The sequence below is a fragment of the Starkeya nomas genome (assembly GCF_902703545.1).
GTDB lineage: Bacteria > Pseudomonadota > Alphaproteobacteria > Rhizobiales > Xanthobacteraceae > Ancylobacter > Ancylobacter moscoviensis.
The window spans coordinates 1,990,497-2,004,648 of the sequence record NZ_CACSAS010000001.1 but is presented as its reverse complement, the minus strand read 5'-3'; the positions used below and the strand labels follow the sequence as shown (position 1 = coordinate 2,004,648).

Genomic DNA, 14,152 nt, shown 5'->3' with positions numbered 1-14,152 from the left:
GTGGTCTTCCCTGTGCCGGCGCGGCGGCCTACCGGCCTTCGCGTGCCCAGGCGGCGGCGACGCCGGCGAGCAGGATAAGCAGGCCCGACAGCCCCGCGAAGAGGGGGAACAGGCCGAGGCCGCGCACCACCGAGACGTCGCGCATGGCAAGGCCCATCCAGTCATCGCCGGCGAAGCGTTCGCCCGAGCGCACCGCGACGACGCGCGGGACACCGCCGGAAAGGTCCGCCATGCGCCAGACGCCGCCGCCCGTCGCCTCGACCGTCGGGCGCAGCGCCTGCGTGGTCGACGTGACCTCGGAGAATTCGCGCGGATTGAGCGGGCCGACATTGACGAGAGCCGTATGGGTGCCGTCGGTGGCGCGCCAGAGGCCGAGCGTGTCGGCCGGGAAGGTGGCGCGGAACAGGCCGGGCGCGGCCGATTCCAGCGTCACCTGACGGGTGGCGCCGGTGGGGGTGGTGACGGTCACGGGCGGGGCGGAATCGCCCATGGTCTGGCGCTCGACCACGAGGTCGCCGCCATGGGCGCTCATGCGCAGGCGTTCCTCCTCGAGGTCGGGCTCCTTCATCAGCCAGTGCGACAGGCGGCGCAGCAGGTCGATATGCGGGCCGCCACCTTCGAAGCCGCGCGCCCAGAGCCAGAAATGATCGGACAGCAGCAGCGCGACGCGGCCCTCGCCGACGCGGTCGAGCAGCACCACGGGCTTGCCGTCCGGCCCGTCCATCACGCTGGTGCCGCGCGGGTTCTGGGTGTCGATGACGCGGAAGAAGCGCGACCAGGCCGGGGGATCGCTCTGCGAGCCGGGGAGGGCGCGGGTGACGGGATGGCGTTGGCCGGCCTCGGTGAGATGCGCTCGGTAGGGCGTCTCCGTCATCTGGCCGGTGGGCGCGGCCGGCAGGATGGAATCGAGCGGCGTGTAATAGACCGAGCCGTCGGAGATGTAGTCGGTGCCGGCGGCGACCAGCAGCGCGCCGCCTTCCTCGACGTAGCGCACGATGTTGTCGAAATAGATCATCGGCAGCACGCCCTGCTGGGCGTAGCGGTCGAAGATGATCAGGTCGAAGTCCTTGATCTTCTGCTGAAACAGCTCGCGCGTCGGGAAGGCGATGAGCGACAGCTCGTTGATCGGCGTGCCGTCCTGCTTCTCCGGCGGGCGCAGGATGGTGAAATGCACGAGGTCCACATTGGCGTCGGACTTCAGCAGGTTGCGCCAGGTGCGCTCGCCCACATGCGGCTCGCCGGAGACCAGCAGCACGCGCAGCTTGTCGCGCACGCCGTCGATGGAGACCGCGGCGCGGTTGTTGACCGGGGTCAGCTCGCCGTCGAGGCCGGCGGCCTCGATCTCGACGATGTTGGCCCCCGCATGGGTGATCTCGACCTCGACGGTGGCCGGCTGGCCGGCGGTGACGATGGGGCTCGCCACGACCTCACCGTCGCGCCGCACGGTGACGGAGACGCGCGCGCCGGCCGGGGCGCCCTCGTCCTCGACGCGGTAGCCGACCGTCTGGCGCTGGCCGACGATGCCGAAGCGCGGCGTGGAGGTGAGCGCCACGCGGCGGTCGCGCTCGCCCTCATGGCCGGAGACGATGGCGTGCACCGGCGCGCGGAAGCCGAGCGCGGCGATGGTGGCGGGAATGTCGTGCACGCGCCCGTCGGTGAGGAAGATGGCGCCGGCCACGCGCTCGGGCGGCACATCCGCGAGACCCGCCGAGAGCGCGGTGAACAGGCGCGTGCCGTCCACCTCGCCGGCACCGCCGCCGGCATCGATGAAGCGGATTTCGGCGCCCTGCTCCTTCAGGCGGGCGAGGCGGGTCTCCAGCTCGGCGCGGGCGGCTTCGGTCATCTGCGTGCGGTCGCCGAATTCCTGGCTGGCGCTCCGGTCGACGACGACGGCGACGACCGTGGAGAGCGGTTCGCGCTCTTCCTGCGTCAGCGAGGGATTGGCGAGCGCCAGCACGGCGAGCGCGATGGCGAGCGCGCGCAGCAGCGAGCCGCGGGTGCGCGAGACGAGGACGAGCAGCGCCACGGCACCGGCCAGAACGGCGGCGGCGATGAGCCAGGGCAGCGGGATGAGCGGATCGAAGGCCAAGCCGAGATTCATTGTCCGAGCCTCTCGAGCAGCGCGGGCACGTGCACCTGATCGGCCTTGTAGTTGCCGGTGAGGACGTACATCACGAGATTGGCGCCGGCGCGGAAAGCGAGCTCGCGCTGGCGCTGGCCGCCGCCGGAGACGGGCAGCATGGGCTGGCCGTCATCGTCGAGTGCCCAGGCGCCGGCGAGGTCGTTGGAGGTGATGACCACGGGCGAGACGCCGTCGCCGGCGCGGGCCGGGCGCTCCTCGCCCTCCGCGGCGGCCGGCAGGGCCTCCACCCAGGTGGTTCCGCCGTTGAAGCGGCCGGGGAAGTCGCGCAGCAGGTAGAACGCCTTGGTGAGCACGTGATCGCGCGGCACCGGCTCCAGCTCGGGGACGTCGAGGCCGGAGAGGATGGTGCGCAGCGTGTCGTTGGCGGGCGTGCCGGCGCCGTTCGAGCCGGGCATCGTGGTCTCAGCGTCGCGCGTGTCGAAGATGATGGTGCCGCCCTGCTTCATGAAGGCATCGATGCGCGCCAGCGTCTCCTGGCTCGGCCGGGCGGCGCCGGGCACGATGGGCCAGTAGATGAGCGGGAAGAAGGAGAGCTCGTCGCGGGCGATGTCGACGCCCATCGGCTCGCCGGCCTCCAGCGCGGTGCGTTCGCCGAGGAAGGAGGTCAGCCCCTTCAGCCCGGCGCGGCTGACGGCGTCGGTCTCGGCGTCGCCGGTGACGACATAGGCGAGGCGGGTGGCGTTGGTGGCCTGGATGGCAAAGTCGGTCTGCGCCTGCGTCATCGGCTTGTCGGCCGGGGCGGCGGCGCTCGCGGGTGGCGTGGCCGGGGCCGCCGTCTGCGCGCCGGCCCGGTCGAGCGGCAGCGCCGCGGCGAGGCCGACGGCCAGCAGCAGGGCGGACGCGCTCGCGGCGCGGCGGGCGGTGAGGCGGGAGAAGCCGCCGGCGAGCAGGAACACGATCATGGCATCGACGAGCAGCAGGGCGAGCAGCGCCAGCAGCAGCGGGGCGCGCAGGTCGCGCGGCGTGACGTCGCGATAGGGCTCGACGCGGCCGAGGCCGGACAAGTCGAGCGCGGCGAGCCGGTCGCGCGGCAACAGGGCGTTGACCGCCACCAGCCCTTCCGGCGGGCCGTAGAAGCCCGGCGGATGGTCGGCGCTGGCCCGGCCGTTGAAGCCGACCGGGATCGCCTTGGCGGTGGGCATGGTGGGGCGGAAGGCGCCGAAGCCGTCCAGCAGGCGGCTCGGGGCGACGGTCTCGCCGGTGGTCGCGTTCGCGCCGCTCTGGTCGGCGGCGATCTCGGCCGCGCTGGCGCCGCCGAGCGCCACCACCCGGCGCAGCATGTCGACGAAGGCGCCGGAGATCGGCAGGTTCGACCAGGAGGTGTCGGCGGTGACGTGGAACAGCACCAGCGTGCCGGCGCCGCGCCGCTCCCCGGTGACGAGGGGCGTGCCGTCCGACAGCGTCGCCCAGGTGCGCGAGGCGAGTAGGCCGTCCGGCTCGGCGAGGACCTGCCGCTCGACGGTGACGTCGTTCGGCACGGCCACGTCGCGGAACGGCCCTTCGGCCGAGAAGCCGCCCAGCGACTGCGGCTGCTCCCAGGAGAGCGAACCGCCGAGCACGCGCCCGCCCCGTCGCAGCGTGACCGGCACGAGGTCGTCCGAACCATTGGCGAGGCGCGGGCCGGCGAAGCGGATGAGAACGCCGCCGCCCTCGATCCAGCGGGTGAGGCGTTCATGCGTCTCCGGCGGCAGCGTGCCGATGTCGGAGAGGATGATGACGGGGAGCTTCTGCTCGATGAAGCGGTCCACCGCCTCGCTGGTGCCGGCACCGTCCGCGGTGCGGATGTCGGCGAAGGGGCCGAGCGCGCGGGTGAGATAATAGGACGGGGCGAGCAGCGGCTGGCGCTGGTCCGCCGTGGCGCCGGAGACGACGCCGACCGTGCGCCGGCGCCAGCGCTTGTCGAGCAGCTGGACGGCGCCGGCGGATTCCTCGTCGACGATTTCGAGGCGGGCGACCTCGTTGCGGATCTCCACCGGCAGGTCGAAGCGGGCTTCGGTCTCCTTCGCGCCGGGCTCGAAGCCGAAGGGCGCATCGCCGAGAGGCAGGCCGCGCAGGTCGAGCGCGCGCACCGTGCCGGAGCGGGCGAGCGTGTCGCGGTCGGCCCGCACCACCTTCACCGTGAGCGCATCGACGGCGTTGTCGGCGGCGGTGAGCGCCAGCGGTTCGGCGACGCCGGAGACCAATGTGGTGAGCGGACGGTCGCCGACCGCGCTCGCGATGTCGGCTGGCACGCCGGCGACGCCCTCCAAGGCCACGCCGTCCGAGAGATAGACGACGGAGGCTTCCGGTGCGGCGGCCAGCGCCTTGCGCAGGCTGGCGAGTGCCGGGGCCCGGTCCGGCATGTGCGGCACCGGCGCGAGGGTGCGCAGGCGCTCGCGCGCCTCGTTCGGCGCCATCACGCGCGGCTCCAGCGGCGGCTCGCCGGTGGGAACGAGGATGATGCCGCGCCCTTCGAGATCGGCATCGGCCACCACGCCCTCGGCGCTGGCACGGCGGGCCGACCAGGTGGCGGCGGCCGGCCAGCCGGAATCGATGAGCAGCACGACCGGGCCGGAGGAGGCCGGGCCGGCGACCGGCGGGTTCCAGATCGGGCCGGCGGCGGCGAAGATGATGATCGCGGCGAGCAGCAGGCGCAGCGCGGTGAGCCACCAGGGCGTGCGCGCCGGGGTCTCCTCCTTGGGCGGGATGTCGAGGAGGAGGCGCGTGGGGGCGAAGGAGACGCGGCGCGGGCGCGGCGGCACCAGCCGCAGCAGGAACCACAGCAGCGGCAGGCCGGCGAGGGCGGCCAGCAGCAGCGGCGTGGTGAAGGCGAGGGGCAGGCCGAGGAAACCCGTCATGCGGCGTGCCCCGATTCATCGCGTCCCGTCTCGTGCGTGCCCTCGTTCGGCGGCACGGCGCCGTGGCCGCCGCTCATGCGGGCATGCAGGGCCAGCAGCAGCTCACTGGCGGGACGGTCGGTGCGGTGGATGAGGAAGCTCCAGGTACGGCGCTCGGCCTCGCGGCGGATGGTGGCGCGGTGGGTGGCGACGCGGGCGACGTATTCCTCGCGCACCGTCTCGGCGCGGCCGATGGTCAGCGTGGTGCCGCTCTCGGGCTCGCGGAATTCGACGCGACCGGAGAAGGGGAAGGTCTCCTCCGCCGGATCGCAGATCTGCACGACATGGCCGTGCGCGCCGGAGGCGGAAAGGCCGGCGAGGCTGGCGACGATCTCGCGCGTCGGGCTCCACAGATCGCTCAGCAGCACCACCTCGGCGAGGGGCGAGGGCGAGAAGGCCGGGGGCAGGCTCGACGGCAGGCTGGGCGCGTGGACCAGCGCCTCGGCCATCTTCTCGACGATGCGGCGCGAGGCGGACGGGCGCATGACCCCGGGAATGCCGACGCGCTCGCCGCCGCGCACCAGCAGCTCCGCGAGGGCGAAGGCGACGATGAGGGCGCGGTCACGCTTGGTTTCCCAGACGAGCGGCGAGGCGAAGACCATGGAGGAGGACAGGTCCGGCCAGATCCACACCGTGTGGGCGGCTTCCCATTCCCGCTCGCGCACATAGAGATGGTCGTCGCGGGCCGAGCGGCGCCAGTCGACGCGGGCGGAAGGCTCGCCGTCCATGAAGCGCCGGTACTGCCAGAAGTTCTCGCCGGTGCCGGCGCGGCGGCGCCCGTGCAGGCCGTGATAGACGCTGGCCGCGATCCGGCGCGCCTCCAGCACGAGACGGGGCATGGCGGCCACCAGGCCCGCCGCGTCCTGCGCTGCGCTTCGCACGGCTGTATCGGCGTCGAACTCCACCCGATCAGGTCCTCGTCACGTCGTCCCGCTGTGCCGGCTCCGGGCCGTCCCAGAAGGCAATGCAATCCTCCAGCCACACGGCTGGAATGAAGGCCGGGCTGATATGGGATCAGCCGATACGCTTGGCCAGCTTGGCGATGATGCCGGGCACGGTCTCGCCATCCGCGCGGGCCGCGAAGGTGAGCGCCATGCGGTGCTTGAGGATCGGCTCGGCCAGCGCCACCACGTCGTCGATCGAGGGCGCATAGCGTCCGTCGAGCAGCGCGCGGGCACGCACGGCGAGCATCAGGGACTGCGAGGCGCGCGGGCCGGGACCCCAGGCGATGAACTTGCCGAGTTCGCCGGCGTCCGGGCCCGGACGGGCCGAGCGCACGAGGTTGAGGATGGCCTCGACCACGGATTCGCCGACGGGAAGGCGGCGCACCAGCCGCTGGGCGGCGGTGAGCTCCTCGGCGGTCATCACCGCGCGAGGCTTGGTCTCCTCGGCGCTGGTGGTGTCGAACAGGATCTTCCGCTCGGCGTCGCGGTCGGGATAGTCGACGTCGATTTCCATGATGAAGCGGTCGAGCTGGGCTTCGGGCAGCGGATAGGTGCCTTCCTGTTCCAGTGGGTTCTGTGTGGCCAGCACATGGAAGGGCTTGGGCAGGTCGTGGCGCACGCCGGCGACTGTCACATGGCCTTCCTGCATGGATTGCAGCAGCGCCGACTGGGTGCGCGGGGAGGCGCGGTTGATCTCGTCCGCCATGAGAAGCTGGGCGAAGACCGGGCCGGGAATGAAGCGGAAGGAACGGCGCCCACCCGCGCTCTCCTCCAGCACCTCGGCGCCGAGGATGTCGGAGGGCATCAGGTCCGGGGTGAACTGCACGCGGCGGGCGTCGAGGCCGAGCACCACGCCGAGCGTTTCCACCAGCTTGGTCTTGGCGAGGCCGGGCACGCCGACCAGCAGGCCATGGCCGCCAGAGAGGATGGTGATCAGGGTGCGCTCGACCACGGCCTCCTGGCCGAAGATCACCGCGCCGATGCCGGCGCGGGCGGCACGCACATTGGCCGCGGTCGATTCCGCCGAGCGGATGATCATGTCGTCGAGGGATTCGAAATTCTCGCCGGTGGCAGACGTCATGCCGTTCTCCTGCAATCCCCGAGTTCCGTAGGCGGGCGACCCGTATTCAACGCCCCGTCGTCGTGATCCCTGCCGGCTATGGTGCGCTGCGATATCGATCGTTGCAATGCACGCACTCCCGTACCGTCTGAGGCTGGACCGGGAGGGCCGACGCAGGCTTTCGTAAGGGCGAGCTTACGCTATCTTGGAACCGCGTCGACTATCGGGCGGGGGATCACGACTGCGCGATTGCGTATGTGTGACACGGATTTTGTCATGAATTCAGAGACTTCCGGCCGATTTGACGAATTGATGCGCGCGGTCGGAAACGGTGTGAAACGGGCGCTGCCGCCGATCGAGCGCTGGAATCCGCCCGATTGTGGCGAAATCGACATCGCCATCGACCGCGAGGGCGTGTGGCACCACGAGGGCCGCCCGATCCCCCGGCCGGCGCTGGTGCGCCTGTTCGCCTCGGTGCTCACGCGCGAGGGCGAGCGCTACGTGCTGGTCACGCCGGTGGAGAAGCTGGGCATCCGAGTGGAGGATGCGCCTTTCCTCGCCGTCGACATGGCGGCGGAGGAGGGGGAGGGTGGGCCGCGCCTTGTCTTCCGCACCAATCTCGACGATCTCGTGCCGCTGGACGCCGAGCATCCGCTGCGCATCGAGACGCGGGCGGACGGCGAGCCGCGTCCCTATATATATGTGCGTCGCGGCCTGTGGGCGCGGCTGACCCGCGCGGTATTCCTCGACCTCGCCGAGCGGGCCGAGGAAAGGGAGGTCGAGGGGCGCGCCGTGTTCGGCGTCGCTTCGGGCGGGGCATTCTTTCCGCTCGCCGCCGCCGAGACCGTGAAAGAGAGCCGATGACCGCCGTGCCGCAACCCGCCCCTTCTCCCGAATCGGCCATGCCTCTCACGCTCGACGATTTCCTCGCCCGGGCGCGAACCCGGCTGCTTCACGAGCCGGACCTGACCGGTGAGGCGCCGCGCGGCGACCATGAGCTGACGCCGGAATTCCGCGCGATGGTCGACGCGATGCCGGTGCGCGGCGCGGCGGTGCTGGTGCCGGTGGTGGCGCGCGAGCGGCCGAGCGTGCTGCTCACGCTGCGCTCCCCGCATCTGCCGAGCCATGCGGGGCAGATCGCCTTTCCCGGCGGCAAGATCGATCCGACCGATGCCGGCCCGCTGGACGCGGCGCTGCGCGAGGCGGAGGAGGAGGTGGGGCTGGCGCGCGAGCTGGTCTCGCCCGTCGGCTATCTCGACGCCTATCTCTCGCGCACCGGCTACCGCATCGTGCCGGTCGTCGGCATCGTGAAGCCGGAATTCGGCCTCACCCTCAATCCCGGCGAGGTGGACGAGGCCTTCGAGGTGCCGCTCGACTTCCTCATGAGCCCGGATAACCACCGGCAGGAGAGCCGGGAATGGCTGGGGCTGATGCGCACCTTCCACGCCATGACCTATGAGAAGCGCCGTATCTGGGGCATCACCGCCGGCATCCTGCGCAGCCTCTATGAGCGGGTGTACGCCTGATGGCCCGCATCCTCGCCGAGATCGCGCTGTTCCTGCTGCCCTTCGCCGCCTTCGCGCTGTATCTGCGCTATGGCCGCAAGGTGGATTCCTTCCTCGCCGGCTGGTCGCTGCGGGCGCTGATCGGTTGCGCCGTAGTGGCGGTGCTGCTGGTGGCGGCGAGCCTCTATTTCATCGAGGCGACGGGGCGCGGGCCGACCACCGGCCGCTATGTGCCGCCGAGCTGGCAGGACGGGGTGCTGGTGCCGGGGCATATCGAATGAACCCGCTTCTGGAGGGGCGGCCGGGGCTCGCCCGCGTGCTCGACGCGCTCGACCACGACGGCGAGGAGGCGCGGATCGTCGGTGGCGCGGTGCGCGACTGGCTGACCGGGCGCGGGGTGCGCTCCGACGTCGACATCGCCACCACCGCTCTGCCGGAAGAGGTGACGCGCCGGGCCGTGGCGGCGGGGCTGAAGCCGGTGCCGACCGGCATCGAGCACGGCACGGTGACGGTGATCGCGGAGGGCGAACCCTACGAGGTGACGACGCTGCGCGAGGATGTGGAGACCGACGGGCGCCGGGCGCGCGTGGTCTTCGGCCGGAGCTGGGCGCACGACGCCGGGCGGCGCGACTTCACCATGAACGCGCTCTACCTCACCCGCGCCGGCGAGCTTGTCGACCTCGTGGACGGGGCGGCCGACGCCAAGGCGGGGCGGGTGCGCTTCATCGGCGATCCCGACGTGCGCATCCGCGAGGATTATCTGCGCATCCTGCGGCTGTTCCGCTTCCATGCCGCCTACGGCCAGGGGCCGCTCGACGCGGCGGCGCTGGCGGCAGCGGTGCGCAACCGGGACGGGCTCGGCCGGCTCTCGCGCGAGCGGGTGCGGGCGGAAATGATGAAGCTCATCGTCGCCCCGCGCGCGGCGGAGACGCTGGCGCAGATGGACGCCGCCGGCCTGCTCGCGCCGGTGCTCGGGCGGCCGGGGGACGTGGCGACCTTCTCCCGTCTCACCGAGGTCGAGACGGCGCTCGGCATGGCGCCGGACGCGGTGCGCCGGCTCGGCGCGCTGGCGGTGCGCGGCGAGGAGGACGCCGACGCGCTGCGCGAGGGGCTGCGGCTGTCCAATGCCGAGGCGGAGCGGCTTGCCGCGCTGGCCGGCCCCGCGCCGGCGCCGGCCATGTGCGAGAAGGGGCAGAAGGCGTTTCTCTACCGCATGGGGCGCGAGGCGTTTCAGGACCGCGCGCTGATCGCCTTCGCCCGCTCCGGCGCCGCGCTCGACGATGCGGGCTGGCGCGACCTCGCCATCCTTGCCGCCGGTTGGCCGCTGCCGGTCTTCCCGCTGAAGGCGGCGGATTTCATCGCGCGCGGGCGGACGCCGGGCCCCGCGCTCGGCGCCGCCCTGAAGCGGGCCGAGGAAGCGTGGATCGACGCGGGGTTTCCGATGGAGCCCGGCGCGTTGCAGGCCATCATCGGCGAGGCCATGGGCTAGCGCCTGCCGCCGTCGGATGCGCGGCCTCCTCTACGGCCACTTCACCACGGGCGGCATGGAGGAGAGGATGGAATCGACGTTCCCTCCCGTCTTCAGCCCGAACAGGGTGCCGCGGTCGTAGAGCAGGTTGAACTCGACATAACGGCCGCGGCGGATGAGCTGTTCCTCACGCTCGGCGTCGGTCCAGGGCTTGTCGAGATTGGCGCGCACGAGGCGCGGATAGATGTCGAGGAAGGCGAGGCCGACTGCCTTCGTGAAGTGGAAGTCGGCGTCGCGGTCGCCCGAATCCAGCCAGTCGTAGAAGATGCCGCCGATGCCGCGCGGTTCCTTGCGGTGGGGAAGGTAGAAATACTCGTCGCACCACGCCTTGTAGCGGGCATAGTCGACCTGAAGGCGGCCTTCGCAGGCGCCGCGCATGGCGGCGTGGAAGGCGACGGCGTCGGGGTCGTCCTGCGTGCGGCGGGCTTCCAGCACCGGGGTCAGGTCCGCGCCGCCGCCGAACCAGGCCTTGGTGGTGACGACGAAGCGCGTGTTCATGTGCACGGCCGGCACATGCGGGTTGGTCATGTGGGCGATGAGCGAGATGCCGGTGGCATGGAAGCGCGGGTCTTCCTCGGCGCCGGGAATCTGCTTGCGGAATTCCGGGGCGAACTCGCCATGGACCGTCGAGCAGTGGACGCCGACCTTCTCGAACAGCCTCCCGTGCATGATCGACATGATGCCGCCGCCGCCCGGGCCGCCGGTGTGGTCGGTGCGCTGCCACGGCGTGCGCACGAAACGGCCGGGCTCGCCGGGATAGAGAGACGCCGGCGCCTCGCGCTCCAGCGCCTCGAACGCGGCGCAGATGCGGTCGCGCAGTTCCTCGAACCAGCCGCGCGCGGCGGCCTTGCGGGCTTCGATGTCGGCGGGGAGAGCGGTCGTCATGGCGGGTTCTCGATCCTGCGTTGCCGATGGCGCGCCGTGCTTCTAGCCGCTCCGGCCGGTGGCCGGAAGTCCGGGATTCTCAGGACCCGTTACAGGACGTTCACACCACCTGGCCGGACAGCACGCCGATGGCGGCGGTCGCCGCCATGGCGAGAGCGCCCCAGAAGGTAACGCGGATGGCCGCCTTTCGTGCGTCGGCGCCGCCGGCTTTCGCGCCCGCCACGCCAAGAACGGCGAGGAAGACCAGCGAGGCGCCGGAGACGGCGACCGGCAGGCTGCCGGCGGGCGCGACCAGCACGGTGGCGAGGGGCAGGGCGGCGCCGATGGCGAAGCTCGCCGCCGAGGCCAGCGCCGCCTGCACCGGGCGGGCGGTGGTGATCTCGGTGATGCCGAGTTCGTCGCGCGCATGGGTTTCCAGCGCGTTCTTCGCCATCAGCTGGCGGGCGACCTCGCTGGCCAGGGCGGGATCGAGACCGCGCTCCTCGTAGATCTGCGCCAGTTCCTCATGCTCGAAGGCGGGATCCGCGGCGAGTTCGGCGGTCTCGCGGGCGAGGTCGGCGCGCTCGGTGTCCGCCTGCGAGGAGACCGAGACATATTCGCCCGCCGCCATCGACATGGCGCCGGCGACCAGCCCGGCGATGCCGGCCAGCAGCACTGCACTCCGGTCGGCATTCGCCGCCGCGACGCCGACGATCAGGCTCGCCGTGGACAGGATGCCGTCATTGGCGCCGAGCACGGCGGCGCGCAGCCAGCCGGCGCGGCCGACGAAATGGTTTTCGGCATGGCGTGGCCGCATCGAAATTCTCCCTAGATTCCGTGCTGTCCTGACACACTGGCGCCGCAACGTCGGGGCACAAGCGCAGGTATCATGATCTCACGCATCTTCGCCTCCTTCGAGAAGCTCGTCGATCCGTTCCGGCCCGTACCCATAACGCGGCCGCCGGAAGGACTCATGACGTTCTACTGGCACTTCGTGCGGCAGAGCGGCTGGGTCTTCCTGGCGGCGCTGGGCGCCGCCTTCATCGTCGCCATCGTCGAGGTGTCGCTGTTCCGCTATATCGGGCAGATCGTCGATCTGCTGCAATCCTCCAGCCCGGTGTCGATCTTCGCAGATCATGGCGGCCTGCTGCTGTGGATGGCCTTCGTCGTGGTGATCGCGCGCCCGGCCTCGCAGGCGCTGCACGACCTGCTGGTGCGCCAGTCCATCACCGCCAATTTCGGCAGCCTGATCCGCTGGCAGTCCTATCGCTGGGTGGTGCGGCAGTCGCTCGGCTATTTCCAGAGCGATTTCGCCGGGCGCATCGCCACGCGCGTGCTGCAGGCCGGGCCGGCGCTGCGCGGCTCCGTGGTCGAGGTGATCGACGCGCTCTGGTACGTCACCGTCTATGCGGTGAGCGCGGTGGTGCTGTTCGCGGAGGCGGACTGGCGGCTCGCGGTGCCGATCGTGGCGTGGATCGTGTTCTACATCTTCGCGCTGACGCGCTTCGTGCCGACCGTGCGGCTGCTCTCCAAGAAGACCTCCGAGAGCAACTCCATGCTCTCCGGCCGCGTGGTCGACAGCTACACCAACATGATGACGGTGAAGCTGTTCGCCCATGGCGACCGCGAGGATTCCTTCGTCGGCGAGGCGATGGCGCAGCACAATGCTGACTTCAAGGAGCAGCAGCGCCAGATCACCCGCATGGCGCTGACCGTGAGCATGCTGAACAGCCTGATGCTCGGCGGCGTCGGCGGGCTTGGCATCTGGCTGTGGTCGATCGAGGCGATCAATCTGGGCGCCATCGCGCTCTCCACCGGCCTCGCCATCCGCATCACCAACATGTCCGGCTGGATCATGTGGGTGGTGACGGGCGTGTTCGAGAACGTCGGCACGGTGCAGGAGGCGATCCTCACCATCGCGCGCCCGCACACCGTGACCGACCGCCCGAACGCTCCGGCGCTGAGCGTGCGGCAGGGCGAGATCCGCTTCCACGATGTCAGCTTCCACTACGGGCGCGGCTCGGGGGTGATCGATCACCTGAACCTCACCATCCGGCCGGGCGAGCGGGTGGGCCTCGTCGGCCCCTCGGGCGCGGGCAAGTCGACGCTGATGAGCCTGCTGCTGCGCTTCTACGACCCCGAGGGCGGGCGCGTGCTGATCGACGGGCAGGACGTCTCCACCGTGGCGCAGGAGACGCTGCGCGCGAAGATCGGCGTCGTCACGCAGGACACCTCGCTGATGCACCGTTCGGTGCGCGACAACATCCGCTACGGCCAGCCCGACGCCGACGAGGCGGCGATCTGGGAGGCGGCGCGGCGCGCCCACGCCACCGATTTCATCGCCACGCTGACCGACCCGCAGGGCCGCGTCGGGCTGGAGGCGCATGTCGGCGAGCGCGGTGTGAAGCTCTCCGGCGGCCAGCGCCAACGCATCGCCATCGCCCGCGTGCTGCTGAAGGACGCGCCGATCCTGGTGCTGGACGAGGCCACCTCGGCGCTCGATTCGGAGGTCGAGGCGGCGATCCAGGCCAATCTCGACACGCTGATGACCGGCAAGACGGTGATCGCCATCGCCCATCGCCTCTCCACCATCGCCCGCATGGACCGGCTGGTGGTGATGGAGCACGGGCGGGTCGTGGAGAGCGGCACCCACGCCGAGCTGGTCGCCAAGGGCGGGCTCTACGCCCGGCTGTGGCACCGCCAGTCCGGCGGCTTCATCGACGCCGACGAACCGGCGGCGGCGGAGTAGAGATCAGGCGAACCCGCCCGTCTGCCGCAGGGCCTCGCCGAGAATCATCGCGCCGGCGAGGGCGACGTTGAGGGAGCGCGTTCCTTCCGCGAGGGGGATGACGATTCGCGCGTCCGCCGATCCGTGCACCGCCTCGGGAACGCCGGCGCTCTCGCGGCCGAGCAGCAGTATGTCCTCCGGAGCGAAGGCGAAGCGGGTATAGGGGCTGGCGCCGCGCGTGGTGCAGAGGACCAGCCGGCGGCCTTCCTCCCGGCGCCAGGCCTCGAAGGCGGCGAAGCTCGCGTGGCGCGTGATCGCGGCCCGGTCGAGATAATCCATGCCGGCGCGCCGGAAGCCGGCGTCGCCGACCGGGAAGCCGGCCGGCTCGATGATGTGCAGGCCGACGCCGAGGCAGGCGCTGGCGCGCGCCAGCGTGCCCGCGTTCTGCGCGATGTCCGGCTCGTAGAGCGCGAGCGCCAGGGGCATCCGATCCGTTCCTCGTCC

Annotated in this window: 12 protein-coding genes; 5 read left to right on the top strand and 7 right to left on the bottom strand. The window is 71.5% G+C overall.

Translation table 11 applies throughout. The annotated features are described in order from the left end of the window. Positions 1 to 28: 28 nt before the first annotated feature. The 4 genes from STARVERO_RS09615 to STARVERO_RS09600 all read right to left on the bottom strand — a co-directional run bounded on the left by STARVERO_RS09615 (position 29) and on the right by STARVERO_RS09600 (position 7,044). Positions 29 to 2,101 carry a hypothetical protein gene (locus STARVERO_RS09615; protein ID WP_159598673.1) on the bottom strand — a complete coding sequence of 691 codons (2,073 nt, stop codon included), beginning with the start codon at positions 2,099 to 2,101 and terminating at the stop codon, positions 29 to 31. Beyond that, positions 2,098 to 4,980, bottom strand: coding sequence for a DUF4159 domain-containing protein (locus tag STARVERO_RS09610; RefSeq protein WP_144342240.1), 2,883 nt, complete (start codon positions 4,978 to 4,980; stop codon positions 2,098 to 2,100). Before STARVERO_RS09610 ends, STARVERO_RS09615 begins: the two co-directional genes overlap by 4 nt. Continuing rightward, positions 4,977 to 5,924, bottom strand: coding sequence for a DUF58 domain-containing protein (locus tag STARVERO_RS09605; protein ID WP_144342241.1), 948 nt, complete (start codon positions 5,922 to 5,924; stop codon positions 4,977 to 4,979). The genes STARVERO_RS09610 and STARVERO_RS09605 overlap by 4 nt, the downstream gene beginning before the upstream one ends. Before the next feature lie 109 nt (positions 5,925 to 6,033). Next, positions 6,034 to 7,044, bottom strand: a complete 1,011-nt coding sequence (locus tag STARVERO_RS09600) for an AAA family ATPase (RefSeq protein WP_144342242.1) — start codon at positions 7,042 to 7,044, stop codon at positions 6,034 to 6,036. Positions 7,045 to 7,299: 255 nt separating this feature from the next. Here STARVERO_RS09600 and STARVERO_RS09595 point away from each other — a divergent pair, with 255 nt between their 5' ends. From STARVERO_RS09595 to STARVERO_RS09580, 4 genes are read left to right on the top strand one after another with little or no spacing between them, the layout of a single operon-like run. Further along, positions 7,300 to 7,887 carry a DUF1285 domain-containing protein gene (locus STARVERO_RS09595; RefSeq protein ID WP_159598672.1) on the top strand — a complete coding sequence of 196 codons (588 nt, stop codon included), beginning with the start codon at positions 7,300 to 7,302 and terminating at the stop codon, positions 7,885 to 7,887. Beyond that, positions 7,884 to 8,549 (top strand): CoA pyrophosphatase, encoded by a 666-nt coding sequence (locus STARVERO_RS09590; RefSeq protein ID WP_159598671.1) that lies wholly within the window; start codon positions 7,884 to 7,886, stop codon positions 8,547 to 8,549. The genes STARVERO_RS09595 and STARVERO_RS09590 overlap by 4 nt, the downstream gene beginning before the upstream one ends. Beyond that, the gene (locus STARVERO_RS09585; protein ID WP_144342245.1) at positions 8,549 to 8,809 is read left to right on the top strand and encodes a DUF6111 family protein; all 261 of its coding nucleotides are present in this window, start codon (positions 8,549 to 8,551) and stop codon (positions 8,807 to 8,809) included. Before STARVERO_RS09590 ends, STARVERO_RS09585 begins: the two co-directional genes overlap by 1 nt. Next, positions 8,806 to 10,017: a CCA tRNA nucleotidyltransferase gene (locus STARVERO_RS09580; RefSeq protein ID WP_159598670.1), complete on the top strand. Its 1,212-nt coding sequence runs from the start codon at positions 8,806 to 8,808 to the stop codon at positions 10,015 to 10,017. The genes STARVERO_RS09585 and STARVERO_RS09580 overlap by 4 nt, the downstream gene beginning before the upstream one ends. 30 nt (positions 10,018 to 10,047) lie before the next feature. Here the strand turns inward: STARVERO_RS09580 and hemF are convergent, their stop codons facing one another. Next, positions 10,048 to 10,941 carry an oxygen-dependent coproporphyrinogen oxidase gene (gene hemF / locus STARVERO_RS09575; protein WP_144342247.1) on the bottom strand — a complete coding sequence of 298 codons (894 nt, stop codon included), beginning with the start codon at positions 10,939 to 10,941 and terminating at the stop codon, positions 10,048 to 10,050. Positions 10,942 to 11,041: 100 nt separating this feature from the next. Next, positions 11,042 to 11,737 carry a VIT1/CCC1 transporter family protein gene (locus tag STARVERO_RS09570; RefSeq protein ID WP_159598669.1) on the bottom strand — a complete coding sequence of 232 codons (696 nt, stop codon included), beginning with the start codon at positions 11,735 to 11,737 and terminating at the stop codon, positions 11,042 to 11,044. A gap of 72 nt (positions 11,738 to 11,809) precedes the next feature. On the opposite strand from STARVERO_RS09570, the gene STARVERO_RS09565 reads away from it, so the two are divergent. Beyond that, complete coding sequence (locus STARVERO_RS09565) at positions 11,810 to 13,669, top strand: ABC transporter ATP-binding protein (protein WP_159598668.1); 1,860 nt, start codon at positions 11,810 to 11,812, stop codon at positions 13,667 to 13,669. 3 nt (positions 13,670 to 13,672) lie between these two features. Here STARVERO_RS09565 and STARVERO_RS09560 read toward each other — a convergent pair whose 3' ends face one another. Beyond that, positions 13,673 to 14,134, bottom strand: a complete 462-nt coding sequence (locus STARVERO_RS09560) for a tRNA (cytidine(34)-2'-O)-methyltransferase (protein WP_159598667.1) — start codon at positions 14,132 to 14,134, stop codon at positions 13,673 to 13,675. Positions 14,135 to 14,152 lie beyond the last annotated feature (18 nt).

Excerpts from the sequence above, each read along its gene's own strand:
- STARVERO_RS09580 (WP_159598670.1), top strand. The coding sequence starts at position 8,806 with ATGAACCCGCTTCTGGAGGGGCGGCCGGGGCTCGCCCGCGTGCTCGAC.
- STARVERO_RS09585 (WP_144342245.1), top strand. The coding sequence starts at position 8,549 with ATGGCCCGCATCCTCGCCGAGATCGCGCTGTTCCTGCTGCCCTTCGCC.
- STARVERO_RS09565 (WP_159598668.1), top strand. The coding sequence starts at position 11,810 with ATGATCTCACGCATCTTCGCCTCCTTCGAGAAGCTCGTCGATCCGTTC.
- STARVERO_RS09610 (WP_144342240.1), bottom strand. The coding sequence starts at position 4,980 with ATGACGGGTTTCCTCGGCCTGCCCCTCGCCTTCACCACGCCGCTGCTG.
- STARVERO_RS09595 (WP_159598672.1), top strand. The coding sequence starts at position 7,300 with ATGAATTCAGAGACTTCCGGCCGATTTGACGAATTGATGCGCGCGGTC.
- STARVERO_RS09570 (WP_159598669.1), bottom strand. The coding sequence starts at position 11,737 with ATGCGGCCACGCCATGCCGAAAACCATTTCGTCGGCCGCGCCGGCTGG.
- STARVERO_RS09615 (WP_159598673.1), bottom strand. The coding sequence starts at position 2,101 with ATGAATCTCGGCTTGGCCTTCGATCCGCTCATCCCGCTGCCCTGGCTC.
- STARVERO_RS09560 (WP_159598667.1), bottom strand. The coding sequence starts at position 14,134 with ATGCCCCTGGCGCTCGCGCTCTACGAGCCGGACATCGCGCAGAACGCG.
- STARVERO_RS09600 (WP_144342242.1), bottom strand. The coding sequence starts at position 7,044 with ATGACGTCTGCCACCGGCGAGAATTTCGAATCCCTCGACGACATGATC.
- STARVERO_RS09590 (WP_159598671.1), top strand. The coding sequence starts at position 7,884 with ATGACCGCCGTGCCGCAACCCGCCCCTTCTCCCGAATCGGCCATGCCT.
- hemF (WP_144342247.1), bottom strand. The coding sequence starts at position 10,941 with ATGACGACCGCTCTCCCCGCCGACATCGAAGCCCGCAAGGCCGCCGCG.